Origin of the sequence: Psychroflexus longus, assembly GCF_020164595.1 — a bacterium.
Classification (GTDB): Bacteria; Bacteroidota; Bacteroidia; order Flavobacteriales; family Flavobacteriaceae; genus Psychroflexus; species Psychroflexus longus.
Genome location: NZ_JAIQZE010000007.1, coordinates 127,054 through 152,747, shown reverse-complemented (window position 1 = coordinate 152,747; position 25,694 = coordinate 127,054). Strand labels below are relative to the sequence as shown.

Genomic DNA, 25,694 nt, shown 5'->3' with positions numbered 1-25,694 from the left:
AGTGATAATTTTAAAAAAAATAAAAACTTTTTTAATGAACGAAAACTAATTAATTTCAGGAGGGCAAAACTACAACTTATCTGACATCCTCACAAGCAAAAATAAATAAACATTATCTCAACTCTATCCTTGTGTTATCCTCTCAGTACCTCAATTAGCGGTGCGCAAAACTACAACTCTTTTCCTCCACAAACCAAACTTTTGCGAAGGTTTTATAAATAAAATTTCACTCCAACTCTAACCATCTCATCACCCACAACTTACATCATTAGGTTTGATTGTTGTCTGAGAAAAAAATAAAATTTTATTATGCATGCATAGTAAAATTACTTATATTTGTTTTAATTGAAGAATATGAAAGAGAAAACAATTGATTACATATTAAGGTCTACCTGGATTGCAGTTGCTAAAATGTATAATGAGGAAGCAAATAAAAAAGGTAGTAGTATGGCTACTGGATTTGCACTTTTAAGTATTGATTCAGAAAAAGGTACCCCATCAACAGCTTTAGGACCAAAAATGGGTGTTGAGTCAACTAGCTTGTCTAGAACATTGAAAGCTATGGAAGAAAAAGGTTTAATTAAAAGAGGAAAAAATCCAAATGATGGTAGAAGTGTTCTTATATACTTAACTGACTTTGGAGTTGAAATGAGAAAATTTTCAAAATATGTTGTTTTATCTTTTGACGAAGCTGTAAAAAACAATATTTCGAATGAAGACCTACAAACATTCATTAAAGTAATGGATCAAATCAACAAAATTATTTCTGATAAAAAAGTATTTATAAAAGAACACGAACAAGCCAAAATTCAATAATCATATGAAAAGAAGAATCAAAAAAGTTGCCGTTATTGGTTCCGGTATTATGGGAAGTGGTATCGCTTGCCATTTCGCAAATATAGGTGTAGAAGTCTTACTTCTAGATATTGTACCAAGAGAACTTTCTGCAGCTGAAGAAAAGCAAGGAATAACACTTGAAGATACTTCGGTTAGAAATAGAATTGTTAATGAAGCCTTACAATCTTCATTAAAATCTAACCCCTCTCCTATTTATCATAAAGACTTTGCAAAGCGAATCGAAACAGGGAATCTTGATGATGATATTTCTAAAGTTAAAGATGCAGATTGGATCATAGAGGTTGTAGTTGAAAGACTTGATATCAAAAAACAAGTCTTTGAAAACCTTGAAAAGCATAGAACACCTGGAACTTTAATATCTTCAAATACTTCAGGAATTCCAATTAAATTCATGAATGAGGGAAGATCTGATGATTTCAAAAAACATTTTTGTGGAACTCACTTTTTCAACCCTCCACGATATTTGAAACTTCTTGAAATTATTCCAGGACCGGATACTTCAGATGAAGTATTAGAATTCTTAAATGGTTATGGTGAAAAATTCTTGGGAAAAACTACTGTTGTTGCTAAAGATACACCAGCCTTTATAGGTAATAGAATCGGTATTTTCAGTATCATGAGTTTATTTCATATGGTTAAAGATATGGACATGACGATTGAGGAAGTTGATAAATTGACTGGTCCAGTGATTGGGCGTCCAAAGTCTGCAACTTTTAGAACGGTAGATGTTGTAGGGCTTGATACTTTAGTACATGTTGCTAATGGGCTTTACGATAACGTTCCAGATGATGAGCGTCATGAGTTGTTCAAATTACCCGACTTTATCGATCACATGATGGAGAAAAAATGGCTGGGTAGTAAATCAGGTCAAGGCTTTTATAAAAAAGTAAAGCATGATGATGGTACTAGTGAAATTAAATCTTTAGATCTTGATTCATTAGAATACAGAGATAAAAAATCAGCAAAATTTGACTCTTTAGAAAAAACAAAAACAGTAGATGTAGTTGCAGATAGGTTTCCGATTTTGATCGAAGGAAAAGATAAAGCAGGTGAATTCTACAGAAAAAACTTTGCTGCTTTATTTGCATATGTACAAAATCGAATTCCTGAAATCACTGATGCATTATACAAAATCGATGATGCCATGAAAGCTGGTTTCGGATGGCAACATGGTCCGTTTCAGATTTGGGATGCGATTGGATTAGAAAAGGGAATCCAATTGATGAAAGACGAAGGTTTTGAAATTGCAGACTGGGTTCAAATACTCTCAGAAGCCAAAGAAAATTCTTTTTATCATGTGAAATCTGGGAAAACTTATTTCTATGATATTGATAAAAAATCTCATGAAAAGATTCCTGGTCAAGATGCCTTTATCATTCTTGATAACATTAGAGAAAGTCATGAAGTTTTCAGCAATAAAGATTTAGTTGCTGAAGATTTAGGCGACGGTATTTTGAATATCGAATTCCGAAGTAAAATGAATTCGATTGGTGGAGATGTTCTCAATGGCATCAATGCCGCCATGGATATTGCTGAAAAGGAATATGATGGTGTTGTAATTTCTAATACTGGAGATAATTTCTCTGTAGGTGCGAATATTGGAATGATCTTCATGTTTGCCGTAGAGCAGGAATACGAAGAATTGAATGGCGCTATCAAATATTTTCAAGATACAATGATGAGAATGCGTTATTCCTCTATACCGACAGTAGCAGCTCCACATCAAATGGCACTTGGCGGTGGATGTGAGTTGTCTATGCACGCAGATAAAGTTGTTGCTCATGCAGAAACTTATATCGGTTTAGTAGAATTTGGAGTAGGAGTTATCCCAGGTGGTGGTGGTTCCAAAGAAATGACCAGACGTGCAGCTTTGACTTTCCAAAAAGATGATGTTGAATTAAACAGATTAAGGGAAAACTTCTTAACTATTGGTATGGCGAAAGTCGCTAAATCTGCACATGAAGCTTATGACCTTAATATTTTGGAAAGAGGTAAAGATATTGTTGTAGTAAGTAGAGATAGACAGTTAGCCGTAGCCAAAGAACAAGCTAAATTAATGGCTCAAAACGGATATACTCAACCTGTAAAAACTAATGATATTAAAGTATTAGGCAGACAGGCATTAGGTGCTTTCTTAGTTGGTACAGATCAAATGAAAGCTGGTAAATATATCAGTGAACATGATCAGAAGATAGCCAATAAGCTCGCTTATGTCATGTCTGGTGGCGATTTGTCTGAAGCTAATTATGTATCAGAACAATATTTACTTGATCTTGAACGAGAGGCATTTCTATCACTCTGTGGTGAAAAGAAAACCCTTGAACGTTTACAGCATATGATCAAGAAAGGAAAACCTTTGAGAAATTAGAAATTCCATCTAAATCTTCCCAAAGTGAAAACTTCAAGAATATAGCGAAATTTGAAAATAGTATAAACTGAAAAAAACACCCATCAAAATTCCCTTTCTTTCGGAAAGGGTTAGGGATAGGAAAATGAAAACAGCATATATAGTTAAAGGATATAGAACCGCAGTAGGAAAAGCTCCAAAAGGAGTGTTTCGTTTTAAACGACCAGATGATCTAGCAGCTGAAACCATCAACTACATGATGAAACAATTACCTGATTTTGACAAATCTAGAATTGACGACGTCATTGTTGGCAATGCAATGCCAGAAGCAGAACAAGGCCTTAATATAGGACGATTAGTCTCATTGATGGGACTTAAAACTGAAGAAGTTCCTGGAGTTACAGTTAATAGATACTGTGCATCCGGAATTGAAACCATCGCTATGGCTTCTGCAAAAATTCAAAGTGGAATGGCAGATTGTATCATTGCTGGTGGTGCAGAAAGTATGAGTTACATTCCAATGGGTGGTTACAAACCAGTTCCTAATTACGAAGTTGCAAGGGCAGGAAATGAAAGTTACTACTGGGGAATGGGATTGACCGCGGAAGCAGTTGCAGAGAAGTATAAAATCAATGCAAAAGATCAAAATGAATTTGCCTTCAATTCCCATCAAAAAGCAATCAAAGCTCAAAAAGGAAACAGATTCCAAAATCAGATTGTACCTATAAACGTTGAAGACATTTTTGTGGATTCCAATGGTAAGAAGCAGTCTAAATCTTATACCGTAGATCAGGATCAGGGTCCTAGAGCGGATACTTCTGAAGAAGTTTTGAATAAACTAAGACCAGTTTTTGCTGAAGGTGGAAGTGTGACTGCTGGTAATTCTTCTCAAATGAGTGATGGAGCAGCTTTTGTCATGGTGATGAGTGAGGAAATGGTAAAAGAGCTAAATCTTGAGCCTGTTGCCAGATTGGTGTCTTACGCCACTGTTGGTGTAGAACCAAGAATTATGGGGATCGGTCCTGTAAAAGCAATTCCAAAAGCTTTGAAACAAGCTAACTTGAAGCTTAGTGACATAGAGTTGATAGAATTGAATGAAGCGTTTGCCTCTCAATCTTTAGCGGTTGCCAGAGAACTAGACATAAATCAAGATATCTTAAACGTGAATGGTGGTGCTATTGCGCTCGGTCATCCATTAGGTTGTACTGGAGCCAAGCTATCAGTTCAAATTTTTGACGAAATGAAAAAGAGAAAATTAAGTAACAAATACTCCATGGTCACCATGTGTGTCGGAACCGGACAAGGTGCTGCTGGAATTTATGAAGTATATTAAAAAAAAGAAAAATGGAAACAAAAGAAAAAATTGCTGAATTGATCCGAGGTGGTCAATTCATTGTAAAAGAAACTAAGGCTGAAGAAATTTTCACACCTGAAGATTTTTCAGATGAACAAAAAATGATGAGAGACTCTGTTAAAGAGTTTGTAGACAGAGAAATTTGGTCTAAAAAAGAAGAGTTTGAAAAAAAGAATTACGATCTGACGGAAGAAGTTATGCGTAAAGCTGGAGAACTTGGATTTTTAGGTGTTGCAGTTCCAGAAGAATACGATGGTTTAGGAATGGATTTTGTCTCAACCATGTTGGTTTGTGACTACATCTCTGGAGCTACAGGATCTATTGCAACAGCTTTTGGTGCACATACAGGAATTGGTACTTTACCTATTACTCTTTATGGAACTGAAGAGCAAAAGAAAAAGTACATTCCAAAATTGGCTACAGGAGAATGGTTTGGTGCTTATTGTTTAACTGAACCAGGAGCAGGATCTGATGCCAATTCAGGAAAAACGAAAGCTGTCTTATCAGAAGATGGATCTCACTATAAAATTACAGGTCAGAAAATGTGGATCTCTAATGCTGGATTCTGTGATATATTCATTGTATTCGCTAGAATCGAGGATGATAAAAATATTACCGGTTTTATTGTTGAGAAAGATTTAAAAAATGGTATCTCAATGGGAGATGAAGAGAAAAAATTAGGTATTCACTCCTCTTCTACTCGTCAAGTGTTTTTTAACGAGACAAAAGTTCCTGCAGAAAACCTATTGGGAGAGAGAAATGGTGGTTTCAAAATCGCTATGAACGCTTTGAACGTTGGTAGAATTAAACTTGCCGCAGCTTGCCTTGATGCTCAACGTAGAGTTTTAGGATCTGCAGTTAGTTATGCAAATGATAGGGTTCAATTTGATACTCCAATTTCAAAATTTGGTGCCATAAGATCCAAGCTTGCTGAAATGGCAATGGCCATATATACTGATGAAGCTGCTTCTTACAGAGCTTCAAAAAATATTGAAGATAGGATTAATTTAAGGAAAGAAAGCGGGAGCTCACACCAGGAAGCAGAGCTGAAAGGTGTTGAAGAATTTGCTATTGAATGTTCTATTCTTAAAGTTGCAGTATCAGAAGATATTCAGAAATGTACTGATGAAGGAATCCAAATTTATGGAGGTATGGGATTTTCTGCAGACGCTCCAATGGAGTCAGCTTGGAGAGATGCCCGTATTTCGAGAATCTATGAAGGTACCAACGAAATCAACAGAATGCTATCTGTAGGAATGTTAGTCAAAAAAGCAATGAAAGGTCATGTTGATTTGCTAGGTCCAGCAAAAGCTGTTGCAGATGAATTAACCGGAATTCCTTCATTTGAAACACCAGATTACACACAATTACTTGCTGAGGAAAAAGCAATGTTAAAAAAACTTAAAAAAGTTTTCTTGATGGTGGCTGGAAGTGCAGCTCAGAAGTATGGTGAAGAGTTGGATCAACATCAGCAATTGTTGTTAGCTTCAGCCGATATTTTAATCGAAACTTATATGGCTGAATCTGCAATTTTGAGAGCGGAAAAAAATGCTAATCGTTTTGGAGAAGAGACTCAAAAAGTGCAAATCGCTATGGCAAAATTAAGATTGTATAAAGCTGTAGACAAAATCAACGAAAAAGCTAAAGAAGGTATTGTTTCTTTTGCTGAAGGCGATGAGCAAAAAATGATGTTGATGGGATTAAAGCGATTCACAAAATACGAGAACTATCCAAACATTGTAGAATTAAGAAATATAATTGCAGACAAAATTGTCGAAGACAACAAGTACGCGATCTAATTTCCGATAATTCTGAATATTTAAACCCTGTCTTATTTTTGAGACAGGGTTTTGAATTTAAGCTGAATTTGATACAGTTTTATTGATATCTTTAAATACATTTCTTTAAATCCATTTGTAATTTTAAATATCTCAATAGACATATATGAAAACTTAAAGTCACCTTAAGAATACTAATGGATACACTAAAAAAATATCTAGATTAGTGTTCAATATTAAAAAAACAAAAAATGAAATTTTTTTACCTATTAATTTTGTCAATTTTTAGTTCGTGTATTTTGCAAGCCCAGCAACTCAATGGAGCATGGCAAAGGGTCGATAAAAAGTCAAAAAAACTTAAAACCATCAAACTCTTTAGCGATAATTATTTTACGTCCTCTACCCGATTAAAATCTTCAGGAGAATTTGTATCAGCTTCTGGAGGAACCTATTCTTTATCAAAATCAGATTATATCGAAAACTACGAAATTCATTCAAATTCCAGAGCTGTTACAGGTACTTACATCAATTACAGTTATTACATAGAAAATGATACTTTGAAGTTGGAAGATCGGAATTCCAGAAATACAGAAACCTGGGTCAAAGTTGATTCTGCGGAAAAAGAAAATGTAACCTGCTGGAAAATTCACGAAGTTTTCAGGGATTCAAGATGGACAACGATAGAGGACAAACCACGGAAAACACTGAAAATACTAACAGATAATCATTATCAAATATTAGCATTAAATAGCCAGACTGGAGAGTTTTTTGGATCTAGTGGTGGAAAATGGACTTATGAAAATGATAAACATAAAGAGATCATTCAGTTTTTTTCCAAAAATCCAAATATGGTTGGTGATACGCTTTCATTCAGTAAAGAAATAAAAGATGGTATTTGGAGTCATAACGGAAAAAGTTCTGAAGGAGAGTATATCCAGGAACGATGGAAAAAGTTTAAATAATTAAAAAGCTCTTCGATGGAAGAGCTTTTTAATTATTTAAACTTAATATGAATTAATAATTCACATAATCTATTATTTCTAGTCCGTAGCCTATCATTCCTACTCGTTTCTTTTGTTGAGAATTGGACATCAATTTAATTTTATGAACACCTAAGTCATGTAAAATTTGTGCTCCAATTCCGAAATCTTTATCATCCATTATAAGCCTAGGAGCTTTAGCAATGCCATCATTCTGATTTTGCTTTAACTCTTTCAATCTCGAGATCAAGTTAAGTCCTTGAACATCTTGATTGATAAAGACGATAGCTCCGTTACCTTCAGTGTTCAATTGCTTAAACATATCATCCAGTTTTTGATCAGCATTGGATGTTAATGTTCCAAGGATATCATTATTGACTAAAGTAGAATTCATTCGGACTAAAACGGGCTCATCTGTTTTCCATGTACCTTTAGTCAATGCAATATGCACCTGATCATTTGTGGTTTGATGATAAGCTCTTAATCTAAATTTACCGAATCGTGTATTAAGTTCAAAATCTTCAGATTTTTCAATAAGAGAGTCGTGTTGCATCCTGTAAGCAACAAGATCTTCGATAGAAACAAGTTTGAGATTATGAGCTTTGGCAACTTCTACAAGCTGTGGAAGTCTGGCCATAGTTCCATCTTCATTCATGATTTCACAAATCACTCCAGCCGGTTTTAAACCTGCTAACCTTGCAAAATCAATTGAAGCTTCTGTGTGGCCTGTTCTTCTCAGTACACCCCCTTCTTTAGCGATTAATGGAAATATATGCCCAGGACGATTCAAATCCTGTGGTCTGGTTTCCTCTTCACAAAGTGCTTTTATAGTTTTTGCGCGATCTGATGCTGAGATGCCAGTGGTTACTCCATTCCCTCTCAAATCTACAGAAACAGTAAAAGCTGTTTCCAAAGGATCGGTGTTGTTGCCGACCATTGTTGAAAGATTTAAGTTTTTACAACGACCTTCTGTAAGTGGCGAGCAGATCAAACCTCTTCCATATTTTGCCATAAAATTAATCATCTCTGGAGTTACTTTTTCTGCTGCTGCCAAAAAGTCTCCTTCATTTTCTCTGTCCTCGTCATCTACAACAATAATCACTTTTCCAGCTCTTACATCATCGATAGCTTCTTGTATGGAGTCTAATTTAATTTTTCCCTCTGTCATTTTTTATTATTTCTGATATTAAAAACATTTACTTTTATCTTCTTCACCAAATTATCAATTGGAATTGTGATAAAATCTAAATTAACGAATCCTTGGTCTGTTGTGGCTCTGTAGGTTAGATAAATACTTAGTGGGAGTAATACGATTGTTGACAACCATGAGCCTAAAAATGCAGATATGCTTCCTCCTTCAGCACTATTACCAGCAAACAAACCAATAAAGTGGTAAGTTAAAAACAAGATGATTGCAACCACCATTGGTAAACCTAAACCACCTTTTCTAATGATAGCTCCTAGTGGAGCTCCAACAAAAAACAATATTACACAGGCAAACGGTAAAGCATATTTATCGTGCATCGCCATTTCAATTTTATTTAATAAAACGCTTTTCTGTTTTAGTTGATTCTTTTTTGAACTTATTTGTGGTAAGATACTGTTCACCGAGTTAGTAGCGATATTGAAAAGCTGAGTTCGCTGTCTATAATCATACTCCCAGAATAAGCTGTCAATTGAGAAATTGGAATGCAATTCTATATCTTTATTATTTTCAGAGTCAGCTAATTCACTTTCAGTAGAAGATTCCTTTTTCAAATTCTGATTTATTTTTCTTGAGTCCTTTTCAGAAGTATCTTTTTTAGCCATGTTTAAAGTTCGCAGCACTCCACTTCTTTGCTTTATTATTCTGTCGTAACTAGATATTGTTTTATTAAAATCGTTTGAAAACGAATCTAATTGAATTTTAAGCTCCCCTGTATTCAACATCTTGTAAGGATGTTTTAAACTTTCATCTTCCAGATCTACATCGTTGAATTCTGATAAATCCATATTCAATACATATTTGTCAAACGCAGATTTGACAAAAGGAGATTTCAATTTTTGTTGATATGTCTTTGTGGGAATTTCATCATAATAATTACCATCGTAAAGAATAAGCGAAAGTACATTGGAATTTTCGCTGGACTCTAGCTCACCATAATCGGCTTTGATTACAGTATAATTTCCTACTCTACTTTCCGATTTTTTATGAATTATAACATCGTCTAAATTCCGCCCATTAGGCCCACTTTTTTTACTCACTTTTATATTGATATTCCCCATATCGTTAAAAGCCCCTTCTACAATTGCCATTGAGGGTTTAACTTGAGCGATATTTTTACGCATGTTGAGGACTTTTCCTTCAGCAAATGGTATAACAGTATCTGCAAAATAAAAGGTAACTGCGCCAAGTATCAATATAAATACTATAAGGCTTCGCATGGCTCTTTGGAGTGAAATACCAGCTGACTTCATTGCGGCAAATTCATACTGCTCAGCAAAGCTCCCAAATGTCATAATCGATGACAATAAAATGGTTAACGGCAGAACCATTGGGATGAGATTAGGAAGAAGGAAAAATAAAAACTTTGAAATGATCTCTAGATCAATATCCTTACCTGCAAACTCTTCTATAAACCTCCATACCGATTGAAGTATAAAAATAAACATCAAAATTGTAAAAACTGAAATAAAGGTTTTTACAAAGGAGGTTAGGATATAACGATCTAGAATTTTCAATACAAATAAATTAGTCTAATTCATTAATATAGTAATCTGCATATTTCGACTTCTGGAATTCAAAATGGTTGGCAGATAATGGCTCATTTGTTTTAAATTTTGTAACTCTGAATTCTATTCTAGTATCGCTTGGTTGAACTTGAATTAAGTTGAAAATATGTTTGGTTTGTTTATCAATACCAAGTAATATTTTTTTCATTTCATTATTAGAATCCATCGGAATAAGCTCAACGTATTGAATTTTTCTTCCTTTTACATCTTGCAGAACATCCATCTTAAAACGATATCCCTCTTTGTAAAATGTAAGCATTTTTGAAGGAGTAATTTGTTCAGTGTCTGTTTCATCATAAGATGATATAGTGACTTCATCATCTTCAGGAACAATAGTGTATATTTTTTCACCATCAAAGATCTGTGTAGTTCCCATTAAGTTCAATACATATTTTTCGCCCTTTATACTGACATCGCCACGAGTTTCTTGTCTAAGATTCTGCTCAGTATTTTCTAAAGTGTAAGAAAAATCTATAACGAAATTATCATAAGATTGGACTTTATCAAGCACATCTTTAACCAATGCTTTTGCCTCATTGTCATTTTGAGCATTTACAAAATTGGAAGCAATTAAAAATAATAAAATAAAACTTAGAGTTTTTATCGTTTTCATGAAATGTGGATTATGAATTTTGTTCGTTTTTAAGTAGTTCTTCAAGGGCTATAAAGTCTGGGACTAAGACCTGTCTTGCTTTACTGCCCTCAAATGGGCCAACAATACCTGCCGCTTCTAGTTGATCTATTATTCTACCAGCTCTATTGTAACCTAGTTTTAATTTTCTCTGGAGAAGTGATGCAGAACCTTGTTGCGCTGTTATAATTACTTCGGCGGCATCTCTAAATAGCTTGTCTCTATCCTCTATATCATTATCAACCCCTATGCCAGATTCTTCTCCAGAATACTCAGGTAATAAGTGAGCATCTGCATATGCTTTTTGTGAACCAATAAAATCGGTTATTCTTTCAACTTCAGGTGTATCCACAAAGGCACATTGCAATCTTATCAAATCATTACCCTGAGTAAATAACATATCCCCCCTACCAATTAATTGATCTGCACCTCCAGCATCCAGAATAGTTCTAGAATCGATTTTAGAGGTTACCCTAAAAGCCATCCTTGCCGGAAAGTTTGCTTTGATCATTCCTGTAATTACATTGACAGAAGGTCGCTGCGTGGCAATAATCAGATGAATTCCAATAGCTCTGGCGAGCTGAGCAAGTCGAGCTATGGGCATCTCAACTTCCTTACCTGCGGTCATTATAAGATCTGCAAATTCATCGACCACCAGAACAATATATGGAAGAAATTTGTGTCCATTTTCAGGATTTAGCTTTCTGGACTTAAACTTTACATTATACTCCTTAATATTTCTGACCATTGCATCTTTCAATAAATCGTATCGATTGTCCATCTCTATGCAAAGTGAATTCAGCGTATTTATAACCTTAGTATTATCAGTAATAATTGCCTCTTCAGTATCCGGTAATTTTGCCAGATAGTGTCTTTCAATTTTGTTGAACAATGTCAGTTCTACCTTTTTGGGATCAACTAAAACAAATTTTACTTCGGCGGGATGCTTTTGGTATAATAGGGAAGTCAGTATCACATTAAGACCAACAGATTTACCTTGTCCAGTTGCTCCTGCCATAAGCAGGTGAGGCATTTTAGCTAGATCAACGGTAAAGGTTTCATTGGATATTGTCTTACCCATTGCGATGGGAAGTTCCATTTCTGCATTCTGAAATTTATTGGAAGCCACAACAGACCTCATCGGAACAATAGATGGATTTTGATTCGGAACCTCTATTCCTATAGTACCTTTTCCAGGAATTGGAGCTATGATTCTTATCCCTAAAGCAGATAGTGATAATGCAATATCATCCTCTAGATTTTTAATTTTGGAAATTCTAATACCAGCTTCTGGAACGATTTCATAAAGCGTGACTGTTGGACCTACAGTAGCTTTTATTTGGGCAATTTCTATTTTGTAATTCTTGAGTGTATCAACAATTTTATTTTTGTTCTGTTCCAATTCTTTTTGATCGATGGTAATTCCTCTACCAGAATTGTAGTCTTTTAGTAACTCAATACTCGGAAACTGATAATTAGCCAATTCTAAAGTAGGATCAAATTCACCAAAATCTTCGACTAATTTTTTACTTAAATGGTCTGATTCTTCTTCATCTTCAACGGTTTCTACTTCCATTTCTACATCATCCTCATCTTCAGACTTAATGACAATTTTTTCTTTTGCGGAAGCAGGTTCTACTTTAGAAGATTTTTCACTGAAAGAATTTTCTAATTGAACATCATTATCTTGATGTTTATGTACAGTTGGTACTGAATCATCCGAAGTAGCCACCTCAATTTCTTCGTCAACTTTAGTTTCTTCTGAATTTGTTTTAGGTTCAAATTTCATCTCAGAAACCTCATCTTTAACACTTTGTTTGTGATTTGAAAAAGATTTTGACAAAGCATCTGGAGTAATATTTAGCCTTGACACTAAATAAATGATCAACATAAAAACGAGTAAAAGAATTACACCTAATTTACCGATATAATCTTGAAGGAAATCATTAATTTCATAACCTACAACTCCACCCATAATAGGGTTTGAAGCTGCGAAAAACCCTAGAGTTAAAGAAAGCCATAAAACAATATAAGATCCCCAAAACCAAAGAGATCTAAGCTTAAAGAGTTTTAAATTTAAAAACAGATAAATCCCTGTTATAAAAAGCATAGCTGGAAAGCTAATAACCGCAATACCAAAACCTTTATAAATAAGTACGTGACTCACATAAGCTCCAAACTTATTGAGCCAATTATTAGCTTGTTCACTTCTATCCATAACATTACCCATCATGGATTGGTCTGCTTGCCAATTGAAAAAGTAAGAGAGGAAAGAAATAAATAGACCTATGGCAAAAAGCATTAAGAAACTACCAAAAATTATTTTGGTACGCTTAGATGCTTTCAAATTTAAGCTCTTCTTTTCTTGCTTTGGTTTGGTGGAATTGCTTTGCTTAGTCTTGGCCATATAGATTGTAAAATGCAAAACAAAAATACAAATATTAACCGCTTTAGCTAATCAAATTATCGCAAGTAAATAAGGAATATAGAGAATAAGAAGAACGACAAAAGCAAAGATTCCGGCTACCATAACGGCTCCTGCTGCAATGTCTTTTATTTTTCCAATTTTCTCATCATAATTAGGCTGAATATAATCTGACAATTGCTCAACAGCAGAATTAATACCTTCTATACTTAGTACTAAAGCCATTACCCCTAGTTGTGCAAACCACTCTGCATTTGTAATATTGAAATAAAATCCTAAAAGAATAAAAATGAATGAAAACAACAATTGAAATTTGAAGCTATCTTCCTTTAGAAACAGGTAAGTCAATCCCTTCCAAGCATAGTCTAAAGATTTTATACGTTCTTTTATTGTTTTCAGATTGAACATTGATGAAATTTCTTTTATTGATAGCATTCTCAAAATTAGGATAAAAAAAAAGAAACTGTGAAAACAGTTTCTTTTATAAATCCAAATAAAATATTTAATTACTTGTCAATAGAGCCTAGTACTCTTTGAGCGAAAGTATTTGCAGCGTCTTTTTCTGACATGCCTTCTTTCACCATTTTGTCCATTTCAATTGCTCCTGCAATGTTGGTGATAAGCTCGCCGACAATGTCCATTTCTTCCTCTTTTACAGATCTATGTTCTGTGAAAGATTCTAGGACTTCAATGGTATGCTCAAGTTTTTGAACATCATTGTTCTTCTGAAAATGCTTAATTACTGGTAACTTCATTTACTAATTCTTTTAGAGATTCAAACTTGTTAGTTTGAACTTGATTCTTAAATTCTCCATTTTTAAATGTAGCAAAGGTTGGAAGGTTATTCACATTAGCTAACTTTCTAGATTCAGGAAATTTTTCTGCATCTACCATTAGAAATGGAATATCTTCATGTTCACTTGCTAGTTTTTTAAACTTAGGCTTCATCAGTCTACAGTTACCACACCATGTTGCGGAAAATTGAACGATTACGGTATCGTTACTATTGACTGTTTCAGCTAAATTGTCTTGATCTAATTCTTTAAACATAAGTTTTGTTTTTAAATTAATTCAGTGACTAACTGAAATTCTTTAGTTTTTAGATAGGTAAGAAGAAACTCCTTCTCTGTCAGCTTTCATGCTTTCTTTACCTTCTTCCCAGTTTGCAGGACAGACTTCACCATGCTTTTGTACATGTGTGTAAGCGTCTATCATTCTGATAAATTCATTTACGTTTCTTCCAAGTGGCATATGATTAACACTTTCTTGAAATACTGTTCCTTCTTCATCGATTAAATAGGTTGCTCTGTAAGCTACATTATCACCATCTACAGTTAGGTGTCCATCCTCATCGTCATAACGCTCATTTAGAACATCTAAAATACCAAGTCTACTACTTAAGTTTCTGTTAGAATCTGCAAGTATTGGGTAAGTTACACCTTCAATGCCTCCATTATCTTTTGAAGTATTTAACCATGCAAAGTGAACTTCAGCAGTATCACACGAAGCACCTATTACAATTGTATTTCTTTTTTCAAATTCTGGTAAAGCTTCTTGAAATGCATGAAGTTCAGTTGGACATACATATGTAAAGTCTTTTGGGTACCAAAACAAAACAACTTTTTTATTTTCTTTTTGTGCTTTTTCTAAAATATTAATTTGAAAAGTATCACCCATTTCGTCCATGGCGTTTACCTTTAAATCTGGGAATTTTTTACCTACTATTGACATATATATCTTTTTTTAATTAATAATTTGATGCAAAAATACAGATAAAACTAAAATTGATAATACAGAATTTAACATCTATTCTTATACTTAGATAAGTTCTGTTTATAGTACTACTCTTTTGCTATACTAGAAGCAAAAGCCATCTGCAAATCTCTTTTAAGATCTTGAGTATCTTCTATGCCTACTGAAAACCTGACTAAGTTGGACTTGATACCTTGAGATTCTCTCTCCTCTGGACTTAACAAAGAATGAGAGGTTTTTTCTGGAGATAAAACCGTACTCTCTACCCCACCGAGACTCAATACATTTCTGATAAGATTCAAGCCGCTAAAAAATTTTGATATGTCACAATTTTCACTTAGATCGAAAGAAAGCATCCCACCAAAATCAGACATTTGAGATTTTGCCAATTCATGCTGTGGATGGGATTTTAGGCCAGGATAATATACACGATCCACATAATCTGAAGCTTCAAGATATTCAGCTAAATCTAAAGCATTATTAGATTGTTGCTTGACTCTCAAATTGAGCGTTTTCATGCTTCGCTCAAGCATCCAAACGGTTTGGTCTGCAAGACTACCTCCAAAGTTTTTTGCTTTAGAAAAGACTTTTCTCATGATGTCATGAGAAGAAGCAACTGCTCCAGCTGTAATATCGCTATGCCCACCAAGGTATTTTGTGGCGCTGTGAATCACAATGTCAACGCCATGATCAATAGGAATTTGATTGATAGGACTGGCAAATGTATTGTCTGCCATTGTTAAAACATTATTCTCTTTAGCAAATTTTGTAACTGAAGCTACGTCTGTGATTTCCAGTAAGGGATTGGAGGGAGTTTCAATATAAATCAATTTTGTTTCTGGTTTCAAACTAGATTTTAGTTCGGTCCAGTTATTTACATCAACAAAATCATATTCAATTCCATACTGTTCACATTCTTCGATAATAAAATTACGTGTACCTCCATAAATTTGATTTTGAAGAATAACATGGTCTCCAGATTTCAAAACACTTAGCATAGCTGTTGTAATAGCAGCCATACCACTACCAAATATAAGCGCTGACTCTGCATGCTCTAATTCCGCAACTTTTTCAGAAAGCTTCTTTTGGTTGGGGCTATTGAAATATCTTGGATAAATAGAGGTGTCTAAACCATCGTATGCATAAGCCGTAGATAAATACATCGGAGAAACTGCTCCTTTATATACTTCATCCAAAACTTCTCCGCTGTGAACACATATTGTATTGATTCCTTTTTGCATTTCTTTTTTTCTCAAATTTAATTTATTAAGACCAACTTACAGATTCTTGTAAGTATATTTTTTCCTAATAGAATTTTTCTATAATTTCAGAGATCGTAAATACAAATTACATGGACAATTTTAAATTCAGTAATGCTTCAGGTTTATCAAAATATTTGAAAGTAAATGAGGATGGTGAAAAATTTGGTAAAGCTATTATTACTGTTTCAGATCTCAATCAAATTGAAAGCCAGGATGCTAAATATGTAATTTTTGGAATTCCTACAATACATCACACTAAGTCCAGTTTCAAAGTCAATTCCAGAAATTTTGAAATTTTACTACAAAAACTACTGAACACCAAAAACAATCAATTCAATAGAGCCAATGAAGTTATTGTTTTGGGAGAAATTGATATGGAACCTCTTCAAATAGAACTGAATGAACAGAACCAAAATTTAGAATCAGATAGAAAAAAGATCAATGAAATTCACGAGAAAATAGATAGTATAATTTATGAATTGGCAACCGTAATTTTTGATTCTGGTAAAGTTCCAATCATGCTAGGAGGTCATATAAATAATTCCCTAAGCATTGGGAAAGCCATAAAATCTTCAACAAAAAAATCAATTAATTTATTTGACTTGTCTCCAAATATGAATTTTGATTTTTCTACAAAACAAGAAAAACAAAACTCTCCTAATCATTTTGATAAAGACCTAATTAGAAAATATTATGCATTTGGTCTGCATAAAAACAATATTGCACAAAACAATATTAATTTTATATCTGCTTCAATACAAATGGACTTTAAATTCTATGAAGATTGCTTACACCTTACTACCCTTGACAAATGTGTAAAATTCAAAAACTCCATTGATTTTTTGAACGGTAAATTTGGGTTTAGACTAGACCTCAAATCTATTCAGGGACTTTCTGCCAACTGTGAGTCATCCTCAGGATTTAGCTTAAGAGACATAAGAACTTTTATGAAAATAGTAAGAAAGGAGAAAATTGAATTTTTACACATCTGTGGTCTTGAAACCTGTATAGAAGGTATGACCAGCATGGTATTGAGTTATTTGATATCAGATTTTATGAGGCATGACGACTAACTCTCAAAGTTCAATGTTCAATCCAAAAAAGCTAGAACTAGCTGCTCTATTGAATTGAGCATACGAATAGCTAAACCTAAGTTTATTGAATCTTATACTTACACCACCTGTAAGGCCCGAAAATGCTCTTTGGTCTTGAATTCTTAGCTCCTCTCCCCTTCTGAAATTATATCCTATCTGCACACTAAATGCTCCATCTGGGAAAAGTTCCGCACCAAGAATGGCATGGCGCAAAGCATTGTTTAAAAAGCCAGGATCGTCTGGTGTAATATTACCACTCAAATCTTCTTCATCTCTGGCAGTGTTTCTAAAGGCAATGTTCCATTCTTGTAAATTTTCTAAAGTAATGTGCCAACGTATTGGTGCCTTTTCTAATTTTTGAGAAACTCCTAAGATCACTTCTAAAGGCATCGTTTCTCTTACATCATTGAAAGGTTTGAATTGGGTCCCAATATTTCTAACAACTCCGGAAACTACTAAATCCCATTCAGAATAAATATAACTCACACCCAAATCCAAAGCACCAGCAAAAGAAGAGTATTGTTCTAGTTTGGAAGAAATCAATTTTAAATTTGCTCCTACATAAAAGTCTGTTCTCTCAATTCGTCTGGCGTATCCAATAGACAAGGCTGCTTCTTGACCTCCAAATTTAGCCGTAGGATTTCCAGATTCATCAAATCCATCAAAACTACCGTAATCTATGTAGGTAACACCCGCTTGTATCATTTGAGTTCTTCTTCCAACATCATAAGCATAAGAAGCTGTTCCATAATTTATGTCTGAAAAATAATTCATATAATTTGCAGACATCTGATTGTGCATTTCAAAATTGATGAGTGCAGGATTTGCCAGTGCATTTGCAGGGTCTGAAGAATAAGATGTAATATTTTTTCCTCCAAGAGCAGAAATCTTAGGAGATACAGGCAAATTAAGAAACTGATAAGTATTCTGACCACCAATTTGGGCAAAGGAAGGCCTTATCATTCCCAAAATTATAATCAGAAAAATAAATATGTGTTTCATGAAACCTTTATAGCAGTATGTAAGGAAACGCAGTGCAATGTAATTTATTTTGAAAAAAATAATCATTAAAAAACCAGATGAATAAACATCTGGTTTAGTTAATCTAAAAATTAAATTGAATTAAAGGACTTTTGCGTCTTTTACTTTTTGTTTCAGAAGTGCATAATCTAGGACTTCGTGCATTTCACTTATGTAATTTATAGTAAGACCTTTCAGATAATCTTCTTTGATTTCTTCAATGTCTTTTCTATTTTCTTCACAAAGTATAATTTCTTTAATTTTTGCACGCTTCGCTGCCAAAATTTTCTCCTTTATACCACCTACTGGTAATACTTTACCTCTTAAAGTAATTTCTCCTGTCATCGCTAGATTCTTTTTAATCTTTCGTTGAGTGAATAAAGAAACTAATGATGTAAACATAGTTATACCAGCGCTTGGACCATCTTTTGGTGTGGCGCCTTCAGGAACATGAATGTGCACATTGTAATCAGTGAAAATATCTGGATTCAATTTAAATTTCTCAGCGTTGGATTTAATGTATTCCATTGCAATCGTTGCCGACTCTTTCATCACTTTTCCAAGGTTACCTGTAATGTTCAAATTACCTTTTCCTTTAGAAAGAATGGACTCAATAAATAAAATTTCGCCTCCAACACTAGTCCATGCCAGACCAGTTACGACACCAGCTACTTCGTTGTTTTCATAAGAATTTCTTGGTCTTGACGGACCTAAGATTTTTTCGACCCTTTCATTGGTTATTTTAATTTCATATTCCTCTTCCATAGCAATATCTTTTGCTATGTTACGAACCACTTTTGCGATTTGCTTCTCAAGATTTCTTACTCCTGACTCTCTTGTGTAACCATCAATTATTTTTTCTAATTGCTGTTTTCCAAGTTTGATATCCTCTTTTTTGATACCATGTTCTTTTATTTGCTTTGGAAGCAGATGACGCTTTGCAATTTCAATTTTCTCTTCAACTGTATACCCATTGACATGAATGATTTCCATTCTGTCTCTTAATGCTGGCTGTATTTGAGATAAATCATTTGAAGTTGCTATAAACATCACTTTGGACAAATCATAACCTACTTCCAGGAAGTTATCATGAAAATCATCGTTTTGCTCTGGATCTAAAACTTCTAGTAAAGCTGAAGAAGGATCACCCTGATGACTACTTGCTAATTTATCTACTTCATCTAGTACAAAGACAGGATTGCTAGTGCCTGCTTTTTTCAAGCTTTGTACAATTCTACCCGGCATTGCACCTATATAAGTTTTTCTATGACCTCGAATTTCTGCTTCATCACGCAATCCTCCAAGTGAAACTCTTGCATATTTTCTTCCTAAAGCTTCAGCAATAGACTTACCTAGTGATGTTTTACCAACTCCAGGAGGTCCTGAAAGACAAAGAATTGGAGACTTCATGTCTTTTCTCAACTTCAATACAGCGAGGTATTCAATAATTCTTCTCTTTACATCTTCCAAACCGTAATGATCGCGATCGAGTACTTTTTGAGCTCTTTTGAGGTCAAATAAATCCTCAGTTGTTTTATCCCATGGCAGATCCAAAAATAAATCCAGGTAGTTGCGCTGTATCGAATACTCTGCGACCTGAGGATTCATTTTTTGTAATTTGGCCAATTCCTTTTTGAAATGAGAATCAACAGTATCCTTCCAACTTTTTGTTTTAGCACGTTCACGCATTTCTTCAACTTCACCTTCAGATGAAACACCACCTAGCTCTTCCTGGATGGTCTTCATTTGCTGATGAAGGAAATATTCACGCTGCTGCTGGCTCATATCACTTTGAACCTTAGATTGAATATCATTTTTTAGTTCCAATTTCTGAAACTCAATATTCATTTGCTTTAAAGTTAAAAGAGCTCTCTCCTTAAGATCACTAGTTTCTAAAAGATTTTGCTTGTCCCCCACTTCTACGCTCATGTTGGAAGACACAAAATTGATTAAGAAAGAAGAACTTTCAATATTTTTAATAGCAAAGGAAGCCTCAGAAGGAATGTTTGGGCTGTCCTTAATTATACGAAGTGATAAATCTTTAACCGAATCGATGATAGTTCTAAATTCCTCATCATCTGGAGCCGGCTTAATTTCTTCAAATTCTTCGATTTTACATCTCAAATAAGGTTCACTCGTTAAAGGCTCTGTAATTTTAAAGCGTTTTTTGCCTTGTATAATCACAGTAGTGTTTCCATCTGGCATTTTTAATACTCTCAGGATTCTTGCAACTACCCCTACTTTGTGAACATCTTCAAAAGCTGGGTGTTCCTCATCATCATTCATTTGAGCTACAACACCTATGGTTTTATTACCATTGTTAGCATCATTAATTAACTTAATAGATTTATCTCTACCTGCGGTAATTGGAATAACCACACCAGGAAACAAAACGGTGTTTTTTAGTGGAAGAATTGGTAAATCATCGGGTAATAGTTCACGATTTATTTCTTCTTCATCCTCAGAAGTCATCAAAGGAATTAATTCTGCATCCTCATCAATATTCTCAGTTGATAAATTATCTAGATTAAATAGTCCGGATTTTGCCATAATTATTTTTTTGTCAAAATGTCAGTTAACACTGACTCAACTTGTCATTTTACATTATTTTTCTCGAAATATCCTGCTATACCATTGATATCAGGAATCAGTTTATATAGGGTCAATTCCTATGCCATGCAAAATTACTACTATTATGCCTTTTTGTTTTTGTATTCTATTATAATTAGTCGAAATTTACCTTTTGGTTTAACTATGAATACAAACGAACAATTCGACCTTATAATAAAGGACACGAGGGATCTTTTTGTCAAAAAGACTAAAGACTATGGTACGGCTTGGAGAATACTAAGACTTACCTCCTTAACTGATCAAATTTTCATAAAAGCAAGCCGAATAAGAAGTCTGCAAGAAAATAAAGTTCAGAAAGTAGAAGAAAACGAAGATTCTGAGTTTATTGGGATCATTAATTATTCTATTATGGCTTTAATTCAAATTGAATTAGGCATTTCTGAAAAAGCAGATTTAAGTCCAGACGAAGCTATTATTCAATATAATCTTCAAGTTGAAAAAGCTAAAACCCTAATGATTGATAAAAATCATGATTATGGTGAGGTTTGGAGAAAATTGAGAGTGAGTTCTCTGACTGATCTTATTTTGCAAAAACTTCTACGGATTAAACAGATTGAAGATAATGCAGGACAAACTTTAGTGAGCGAAGGCATCGAAGCAGGTTATCTCGATATCATAAATTATTCAGTGTTTGCTCTAATTCATTTAAATTTCAAATCAAAATGAAATATATAATAGGCTTTTCTAGAGTTTTTGTTGGCATATTATTCATTTTCAGTGGTTTTGTGAAATTGAATGATCCCATTGGATTTTCTTACAAACTAGAAGAGTATTTCGGTGAAGGAGTTTTGAATCTGGAATTCTTGATTCCTTTCGCATTGGTTTTAGCAATATTCATTGTGATTTATGAATTGCTATTAGGCTTAACTCTACTGATTGGATATGCGCCTAAATTCACCAAATGGAGTCTGCTTTTGATGATTGTATTTTTTACTTTCCTAACGTTCTATTCGGCATATTTCAATAAAGTCACCGATTGTGGTTGTTTCGGTGATGCCATTCCCTTGACGCCCTGGCAATCTTTTATAAAAGACATCTTACTTTTAATTCTGATTTTGATATTATTCTTTAATGAAAAGTATATCCAACCTATTTTTGCTAAACCATCTTTAAAATGGATAGTATTTGCTGCATCCATAGCCTGTCTTTATTTCGCCTATCATGTTTTAATGCATTTACCTGCAATAGATTTTCGTGCCTACAAGATTGGGACCAATATCCCTGAAGCCATGAGCTATCCAGATGATGCTCAAGAAGCTGTTTATGAATATGAATGGACCTTTGAAAACAACGGCAACAAGGAAGTTTATACAACTAATGGAAGCTATCCGGATGTCCCTGGTGAATTTATCAATGTTGAAACAAAAATGATGAATGAGGGATACATTCCTCCAATTCGTGATTTCTCTCTTATCAAAGGCGGTGAAAACTATATTGAAGATTTGATGCAGGAAGATCAACTGATGATCGTTGTAGCATATAATCTTTCCAAAACCGAACATGAAGGATGGATAGAACTTTCATCCGCACTGAATAAGGCCAAAGAAGACAACTTCAAAGTTATTGGTCTTACAGCTTCTGGAGAAAAAGATATTTCAAAAATTAAAAGTGATTACAACTTAAATTTTGATTTTTATTTCTCAGATGAAACTGCAATCAAGACTATTATAAGAGCAAATCCTGGAATTGTCATTATTGAAAATGGCACTATTACCAATAAGCTTCATTGGAATGATGCAGATGAATTCTAAAAGATATATCCATTGCTGAAAAATTTTGTTCAAAAAACTGCATATGCTTTGCTAACCGTTTTTGGTGTAGTTACCGTCATTTTTTTTCTTTTTAGTGTTTTACCTGGAGATCCTGCACAAATGATGCTTGGACAAAATGAAACCCAGGAACAACTTCAACAACAAAAAGAAAAATACGGTTTTGATAAAAGCATAGGTCAACAGTACTTATACTATATCAATGATTTGTTACCTATGTCTTGGCACAGTTCAGATGTAAAAGACTTTACTTATTTTGAAGAGAATAAATACAATGGGACACAATTATTTTCTTTGGCTGCAGGTACTATTTATATAAAAACGCCCTATTTGAGAACTTCATTTCAGCGTCAGGATCAAAAAGTGCTTGACATCATCAAACAAACTTTACCGAACACGGCGATTTTGGCGGTTTCTTCAATTTCAATTGCACTTATTATAGGTATTTTTTTAGGTATTATCTCTGCCCTTCAAAAGGATACCTGGATAGATAAAAGTATACAGGTTCTTAGCACCCTGGGTATGAGTTTGCCTTCTTTTTTTAGTGCTATTCTTGCAGCATGGCTCTTTGGCTATGTCCTCAAAGAATACACAAACTTAAATATGACAGGAAATCTTTACGAATTAGACGATTTTGGTGAAGAAAAGATTTTCCATTTCAAAAACTTAATATTGCCGGCCTTTGTACTTGGAATAAGACCACTTGCCGTTGTTGTTCAACTTATGAGAAGTTCGCTACTAGAAGTGTTTCAGCAAGATTACATAAGAACAGCTAGAGCAAAAGGATTAAGTGCTTATTCAGTAATCATAAATCACAGCTTAAAAAACGCATTAAACCCAGTTGTAACCGCCATATCAGGTTGGTTTGCCTCAATGCTGGCGGGAGCTGTTTTTGTTGAATATATTTTCGGATGGAATGGCATCGGAAAAGAAATAGTAGATGCTTTAAACACGCTAGATTTGCCAATTATCATGGGAGCTGTGTTAACGATAGCTATCATCTTTATCATTATTAATATCTTAGTAGATATAATTTACAAACTATTAGACCCAAGAATATAAATTCAAAAATAAAAAACATGAGAACTCAAATTGTAGCAGGAAACTGGAAAATGAATTGTAACCTAGATGAAGCTCTTCATTTGCTCAACGATTTAAAGCTAAAGGACTTTTCCAAATCTAATGCTAAAGTAATCATCGCTCCACCATATACCAACTTATATCCAATCCATCAAAATTTAAAAGATTCTTCAATAAAAATTTCTTCGCAAAACATCAACGAAAATGAAGAGGGTGCATTTACCGGAGAAATATCTCCTGATATGCTTAAAAGTGTTGGAGTGGAATATGTCATTATCGGCCATAGTGAGCGAAGAGCTATTTATGGCGAAACTGATGATTTACTGGCTAAAAAAGTTACTGCATCTCTAAAGCATGACTTTAAAATTATGTTTTGCATAGGAGAAAAATTAGAACAAAGAAAAGCAGACAAGCATTTTGAAGTTGTTAAGGAGCAGTTGGAAAAAGGACTTTTTCACGTTAGTGCTTCAGACATGAAAAACGTTGTCATAGCTTATGAACCTGTTTGGGCTATTGGAACCGGCGAAACAGCATCTCCAGAACAAGCTCAGGAAATTCATGAATATATTCGAAAAGTACTGGCTGAAAAATATAGTCAGGATGTTGCAGACCAAACCTCGATTCTTTACGGAGGAAGTGTTAAGCCTAACAATGCTAAAGAAATTTTCGCCAAAAAAGACGTTGACGGAGGACTTATCGGCGGAGCTTCATTGGATGCAAAAAGCTTTGCAGAAATTGTGATGTCATTTTAAAATGAAATACATAGAATATAAATTTGAAGTTCACCGACTTCAGCCTGGCAGGGATATTTTGCTGGCTGAATTGGGTGAATTACCTTTTGAAAGTTTTGAAAACCATGAAAAGGGTCTTCTTGGATATATTATTGAATCAGATGACAGGAAAGACCTGCTAAATGATGTCTCCATTTTGAAATCGGATGAATTTCAAATCTCTTATACTAAGTCGACAATTGAACAGGTTAACTGGAATGAGGAGTGGGAAAAAAATTTTCATCCCATTCATATTGACACTAGATGCACAATTCGAGCACCTTTCCATTCCAAAACAAATACGGATATCGACATCATAATAGAGCCCAAAATGTCCTTTGGAACTGGACATCATGCGACAACTTATCAAATTTCTGAATTGCTTCTTGAAGAAGATTGCAAGGATAAAAGAGTCCTGGATATGGGATGCGGCACCGGAGTCCTTGGAATACTTGCAGATATCCGTGGGGCTACATCTGTAGACTATATTGATATCGATACCTGGTGTGTTGAGAACACCGAAGAAAATATAGAACGTAATTCTTGCAAAGGAAACGTTATCCTTGGTGGTGCAGAAAAAATTGAAAAGAATTACGACTTGATATTAGCCAATATCAATAGGAATATTCTTTTAGAAGACATGTCTATTTACGTAGCTCATTTGGTTTCTGGAGGCTCAATTTACTTTAGTGGATTTTACGAAGAAGATTTAAAACTTATTCAAGAAGAGGCAATTCGTAATGAATTGACATTCGTTAAACATCAAACAAAAGACAACTGGGTGGCAGCCAAATTCACAAAAAATTAAAAGTTGCTTAAAGTATTCTGTATATATTTGCTATAAAATTGAGTGATGAGCGTTAAAGAAGAAGTTTTAGAAGAAGTAGATGTAAAAGAAAAACTTACAGATTCTCATGAAATAATTGTTTATAATGACGAAGTCAATACGTTTGATCACGTTATTGAAACATTGATTAAAACCTGTGATCATGATGCATTACAAGCCGAACAATGCACTTTACTAATTCATTACAAAGGTAAATGCGCCGTCAAATCAGGTGATTATGACGATCTGAAGCCTAGATGTACAGAAATTCTAAGAGCTGGTATCAGCGCTGAAATAGTATAAAAAAAGCCTCGAAATTCGAGGCTTTTTTTATTTGAATCCTTG

General features: G+C 34.2%; 23 protein-coding genes. 12 read left to right on the top strand and 11 right to left on the bottom strand.

The features are described from left to right. Positions 1-354 precede the first annotated feature (354 nt). From LB452_RS08240 to LB452_RS08220, 5 genes are all read left to right on the top strand, one after another. On the top strand, positions 355-816 hold the full coding sequence (locus LB452_RS08240; RefSeq protein ID WP_224461261.1) for a MarR family winged helix-turn-helix transcriptional regulator: 462 nt from the start codon (positions 355-357) through the stop codon (positions 814-816). Between the two features lie 4 nt (positions 817-820). Beyond that, positions 821-3,226 (top strand): 3-hydroxyacyl-CoA dehydrogenase/enoyl-CoA hydratase family protein, encoded by a 2,406-nt coding sequence (locus LB452_RS08235; RefSeq protein WP_224461260.1) that lies wholly within the window; start codon positions 821-823, stop codon positions 3,224-3,226. Between the two features lie 124 nt (positions 3,227-3,350). Continuing rightward, positions 3,351-4,538, top strand: coding sequence for an acetyl-CoA C-acyltransferase (locus LB452_RS08230; RefSeq protein ID WP_224461259.1), 1,188 nt, complete (start codon positions 3,351-3,353; stop codon positions 4,536-4,538). A gap of 11 nt (positions 4,539-4,549) precedes the next feature. Beyond that, positions 4,550-6,358, top strand: coding sequence for an acyl-CoA dehydrogenase family protein (locus tag LB452_RS08225; RefSeq protein ID WP_224461258.1), 1,809 nt, complete (start codon positions 4,550-4,552; stop codon positions 6,356-6,358). Positions 6,359-6,588: 230 nt separating this feature from the next. Then, positions 6,589-7,299 (top strand): DUF4488 domain-containing protein, encoded by a 711-nt coding sequence (locus tag LB452_RS08220; protein ID WP_224461257.1) that lies wholly within the window; start codon positions 6,589-6,591, stop codon positions 7,297-7,299. Between the two features lie 52 nt (positions 7,300-7,351). On the opposite strand, the gene ribB is transcribed toward LB452_RS08220, so the two are convergent. The 9 genes from ribB to LB452_RS08175 form a co-directional block, all read right to left on the bottom strand. Beyond that, a complete protein-coding gene (ribB, locus tag LB452_RS08215; RefSeq protein WP_224461256.1) occupies positions 7,352-8,485 on the bottom strand; it encodes a 3,4-dihydroxy-2-butanone-4-phosphate synthase in 1,134 nt (377 codons plus the stop codon). Further along, complete coding sequence (locus LB452_RS08210; protein ID WP_224461255.1) at positions 8,482-10,038, bottom strand: LptF/LptG family permease; 1,557 nt, start codon at positions 10,036-10,038, stop codon at positions 8,482-8,484. The genes ribB and LB452_RS08210 overlap by 4 nt, the downstream gene beginning before the upstream one ends. Before the next feature lie 10 nt (positions 10,039-10,048). Continuing rightward, complete coding sequence (locus LB452_RS08205) at positions 10,049-10,702, bottom strand: LolA family protein (RefSeq protein WP_224461254.1); 654 nt, start codon at positions 10,700-10,702, stop codon at positions 10,049-10,051. Positions 10,703-10,712: 10 nt separating this feature from the next. Next, complete coding sequence (locus LB452_RS08200; protein ID WP_224461253.1) at positions 10,713-13,127, bottom strand: DNA translocase FtsK; 2,415 nt, start codon at positions 13,125-13,127, stop codon at positions 10,713-10,715. 51 nt (positions 13,128-13,178) lie between these two features. Further along, a complete protein-coding gene (locus tag LB452_RS08195) occupies positions 13,179-13,580 on the bottom strand; it encodes a diacylglycerol kinase family protein (RefSeq protein ID WP_224461252.1) in 402 nt (133 codons plus the stop codon). 71 nt (positions 13,581-13,651) lie between these two features. Continuing rightward, the gene (locus LB452_RS08190; RefSeq protein ID WP_224461251.1) at positions 13,652-13,900 is read right to left on the bottom strand and encodes a DUF6952 family protein; all 249 of its coding nucleotides are present in this window, start codon (positions 13,898-13,900) and stop codon (positions 13,652-13,654) included. Continuing rightward, positions 13,881-14,195, bottom strand: a complete 315-nt coding sequence (locus LB452_RS08185; RefSeq protein ID WP_224461250.1) for a thioredoxin family protein — start codon at positions 14,193-14,195, stop codon at positions 13,881-13,883. Before LB452_RS08185 ends, LB452_RS08190 begins: the two co-directional genes overlap by 20 nt. 42 nt (positions 14,196-14,237) lie before the next feature. Next, complete coding sequence (locus LB452_RS08180; protein ID WP_224461249.1) at positions 14,238-14,876, bottom strand: peroxiredoxin; 639 nt, start codon at positions 14,874-14,876, stop codon at positions 14,238-14,240. A gap of 110 nt (positions 14,877-14,986) precedes the next feature. Next, on the bottom strand, positions 14,987-16,138 hold the full coding sequence (locus tag LB452_RS08175) for a trans-sulfuration enzyme family protein (protein ID WP_224461262.1): 1,152 nt from the start codon (positions 16,136-16,138) through the stop codon (positions 14,987-14,989). A 110-nt stretch (positions 16,139-16,248) separates the two neighbouring features. Here LB452_RS08175 and LB452_RS08170 point away from each other — a divergent pair, with 110 nt between their 5' ends. Further along, positions 16,249-17,232: an arginase family protein gene (locus tag LB452_RS08170; RefSeq protein WP_224461248.1), complete on the top strand. Its 984-nt coding sequence runs from the start codon at positions 16,249-16,251 to the stop codon at positions 17,230-17,232. Between the two features lie 3 nt (positions 17,233-17,235). On the opposite strand, the gene porQ is transcribed toward LB452_RS08170, so the two are convergent. Next, positions 17,236-18,255: a type IX secretion system protein PorQ gene (porQ, locus tag LB452_RS08165; RefSeq protein WP_224461247.1), complete on the bottom strand. Its 1,020-nt coding sequence runs from the start codon at positions 18,253-18,255 to the stop codon at positions 17,236-17,238. 120 nt (positions 18,256-18,375) lie between these two features. Continuing rightward, positions 18,376-20,823, bottom strand: a complete 2,448-nt coding sequence (gene lon, locus LB452_RS08160) for an endopeptidase La (RefSeq protein WP_224461246.1) — start codon at positions 20,821-20,823, stop codon at positions 18,376-18,378. A 204-nt stretch (positions 20,824-21,027) separates the two neighbouring features. On the opposite strand from lon, the gene LB452_RS08155 reads away from it, so the two are divergent. From LB452_RS08155 to LB452_RS08130, 6 genes are read left to right on the top strand one after another with little or no spacing between them, the layout of a single operon-like run. Continuing rightward, positions 21,028-21,570, top strand: a complete 543-nt coding sequence (locus LB452_RS08155) for a DUF1599 domain-containing protein (protein ID WP_224461245.1) — start codon at positions 21,028-21,030, stop codon at positions 21,568-21,570. Beyond that, entirely contained in the window at positions 21,567-22,655 is a 1,089-nt protein-coding gene (locus LB452_RS08150) for a BT_3928 family protein (protein WP_224461244.1), read from the top strand. The genes LB452_RS08155 and LB452_RS08150 overlap by 4 nt, the downstream gene beginning before the upstream one ends. 12 nt (positions 22,656-22,667) lie before the next feature. Beyond that, a complete protein-coding gene (locus tag LB452_RS08145; protein WP_224461243.1) occupies positions 22,668-23,735 on the top strand; it encodes an ABC transporter permease in 1,068 nt (355 codons plus the stop codon). 17 nt (positions 23,736-23,752) lie between these two features. Beyond that, positions 23,753-24,505 carry a triose-phosphate isomerase gene (tpiA, locus tag LB452_RS08140; protein ID WP_224461242.1) on the top strand — a complete coding sequence of 251 codons (753 nt, stop codon included), beginning with the start codon at positions 23,753-23,755 and terminating at the stop codon, positions 24,503-24,505. 1 nt (position 24,506) lies between these two features. Next, positions 24,507-25,331, top strand: coding sequence for a 50S ribosomal protein L11 methyltransferase (gene prmA, locus LB452_RS08135; protein ID WP_224461241.1), 825 nt, complete (start codon positions 24,507-24,509; stop codon positions 25,329-25,331). A 45-nt stretch (positions 25,332-25,376) separates the two neighbouring features. Beyond that, positions 25,377-25,652: an ATP-dependent Clp protease adaptor ClpS gene (locus LB452_RS08130; RefSeq protein ID WP_224461240.1), complete on the top strand. Its 276-nt coding sequence runs from the start codon at positions 25,377-25,379 to the stop codon at positions 25,650-25,652. Positions 25,653-25,694: the final 42 nt, after the last annotated feature.

What these genes read in the sequence shown, in the direction of transcription:
- LB452_RS08240 (WP_224461261.1), top strand. Translation starts at nt 355, where the DNA reads ATGAAAGAGAAAACAATTGATTACATATTAAGGTCTACCTGGATTGCA.
- LB452_RS08235 (WP_224461260.1), top strand. Translation starts at nt 821, where the DNA reads ATGAAAAGAAGAATCAAAAAAGTTGCCGTTATTGGTTCCGGTATTATG.
- LB452_RS08230 (WP_224461259.1), top strand. Translation starts at nt 3,351, where the DNA reads ATGAAAACAGCATATATAGTTAAAGGATATAGAACCGCAGTAGGAAAA.
- LB452_RS08225 (WP_224461258.1), top strand. Translation starts at nt 4,550, where the DNA reads ATGGAAACAAAAGAAAAAATTGCTGAATTGATCCGAGGTGGTCAATTC.
- LB452_RS08220 (WP_224461257.1), top strand. Translation starts at nt 6,589, where the DNA reads ATGAAATTTTTTTACCTATTAATTTTGTCAATTTTTAGTTCGTGTATT.
- ribB (WP_224461256.1), bottom strand. Translation starts at nt 8,485, where the DNA reads ATGACAGAGGGAAAAATTAAATTAGACTCCATACAAGAAGCTATCGAT.
- LB452_RS08205 (WP_224461254.1), bottom strand. Translation starts at nt 10,702, where the DNA reads ATGAAAACGATAAAAACTCTAAGTTTTATTTTATTATTTTTAATTGCT.
- LB452_RS08200 (WP_224461253.1), bottom strand. Translation starts at nt 13,127, where the DNA reads ATGGCCAAGACTAAGCAAAGCAATTCCACCAAACCAAAGCAAGAAAAG.
- LB452_RS08195 (WP_224461252.1), bottom strand. Translation starts at nt 13,580, where the DNA reads ATGCTATCAATAAAAGAAATTTCATCAATGTTCAATCTGAAAACAATA.
- LB452_RS08190 (WP_224461251.1), bottom strand. Translation starts at nt 13,900, where the DNA reads ATGAAGTTACCAGTAATTAAGCATTTTCAGAAGAACAATGATGTTCAA.
- LB452_RS08185 (WP_224461250.1), bottom strand. Translation starts at nt 14,195, where the DNA reads ATGTTTAAAGAATTAGATCAAGACAATTTAGCTGAAACAGTCAATAGT.
- LB452_RS08180 (WP_224461249.1), bottom strand. Translation starts at nt 14,876, where the DNA reads ATGTCAATAGTAGGTAAAAAATTCCCAGATTTAAAGGTAAACGCCATG.
- LB452_RS08175 (WP_224461262.1), bottom strand. Translation starts at nt 16,138, where the DNA reads ATGCAAAAAGGAATCAATACAATATGTGTTCACAGCGGAGAAGTTTTG.
- LB452_RS08170 (WP_224461248.1), top strand. Translation starts at nt 16,249, where the DNA reads ATGGACAATTTTAAATTCAGTAATGCTTCAGGTTTATCAAAATATTTG.
- porQ (WP_224461247.1), bottom strand. Translation starts at nt 18,255, where the DNA reads ATGAAACACATATTTATTTTTCTGATTATAATTTTGGGAATGATAAGG.
- lon (WP_224461246.1), bottom strand. Translation starts at nt 20,823, where the DNA reads ATGGCAAAATCCGGACTATTTAATCTAGATAATTTATCAACTGAGAAT.
- LB452_RS08155 (WP_224461245.1), top strand. Translation starts at nt 21,028, where the DNA reads ATGAATACAAACGAACAATTCGACCTTATAATAAAGGACACGAGGGAT.
- LB452_RS08150 (WP_224461244.1), top strand. Translation starts at nt 21,567, where the DNA reads ATGAAATATATAATAGGCTTTTCTAGAGTTTTTGTTGGCATATTATTC.
- tpiA (WP_224461242.1), top strand. Translation starts at nt 23,753, where the DNA reads ATGAGAACTCAAATTGTAGCAGGAAACTGGAAAATGAATTGTAACCTA.
- prmA (WP_224461241.1), top strand. Translation starts at nt 24,507, where the DNA reads ATGAAATACATAGAATATAAATTTGAAGTTCACCGACTTCAGCCTGGC.
- LB452_RS08130 (WP_224461240.1), top strand. Translation starts at nt 25,377, where the DNA reads ATGAGCGTTAAAGAAGAAGTTTTAGAAGAAGTAGATGTAAAAGAAAAA.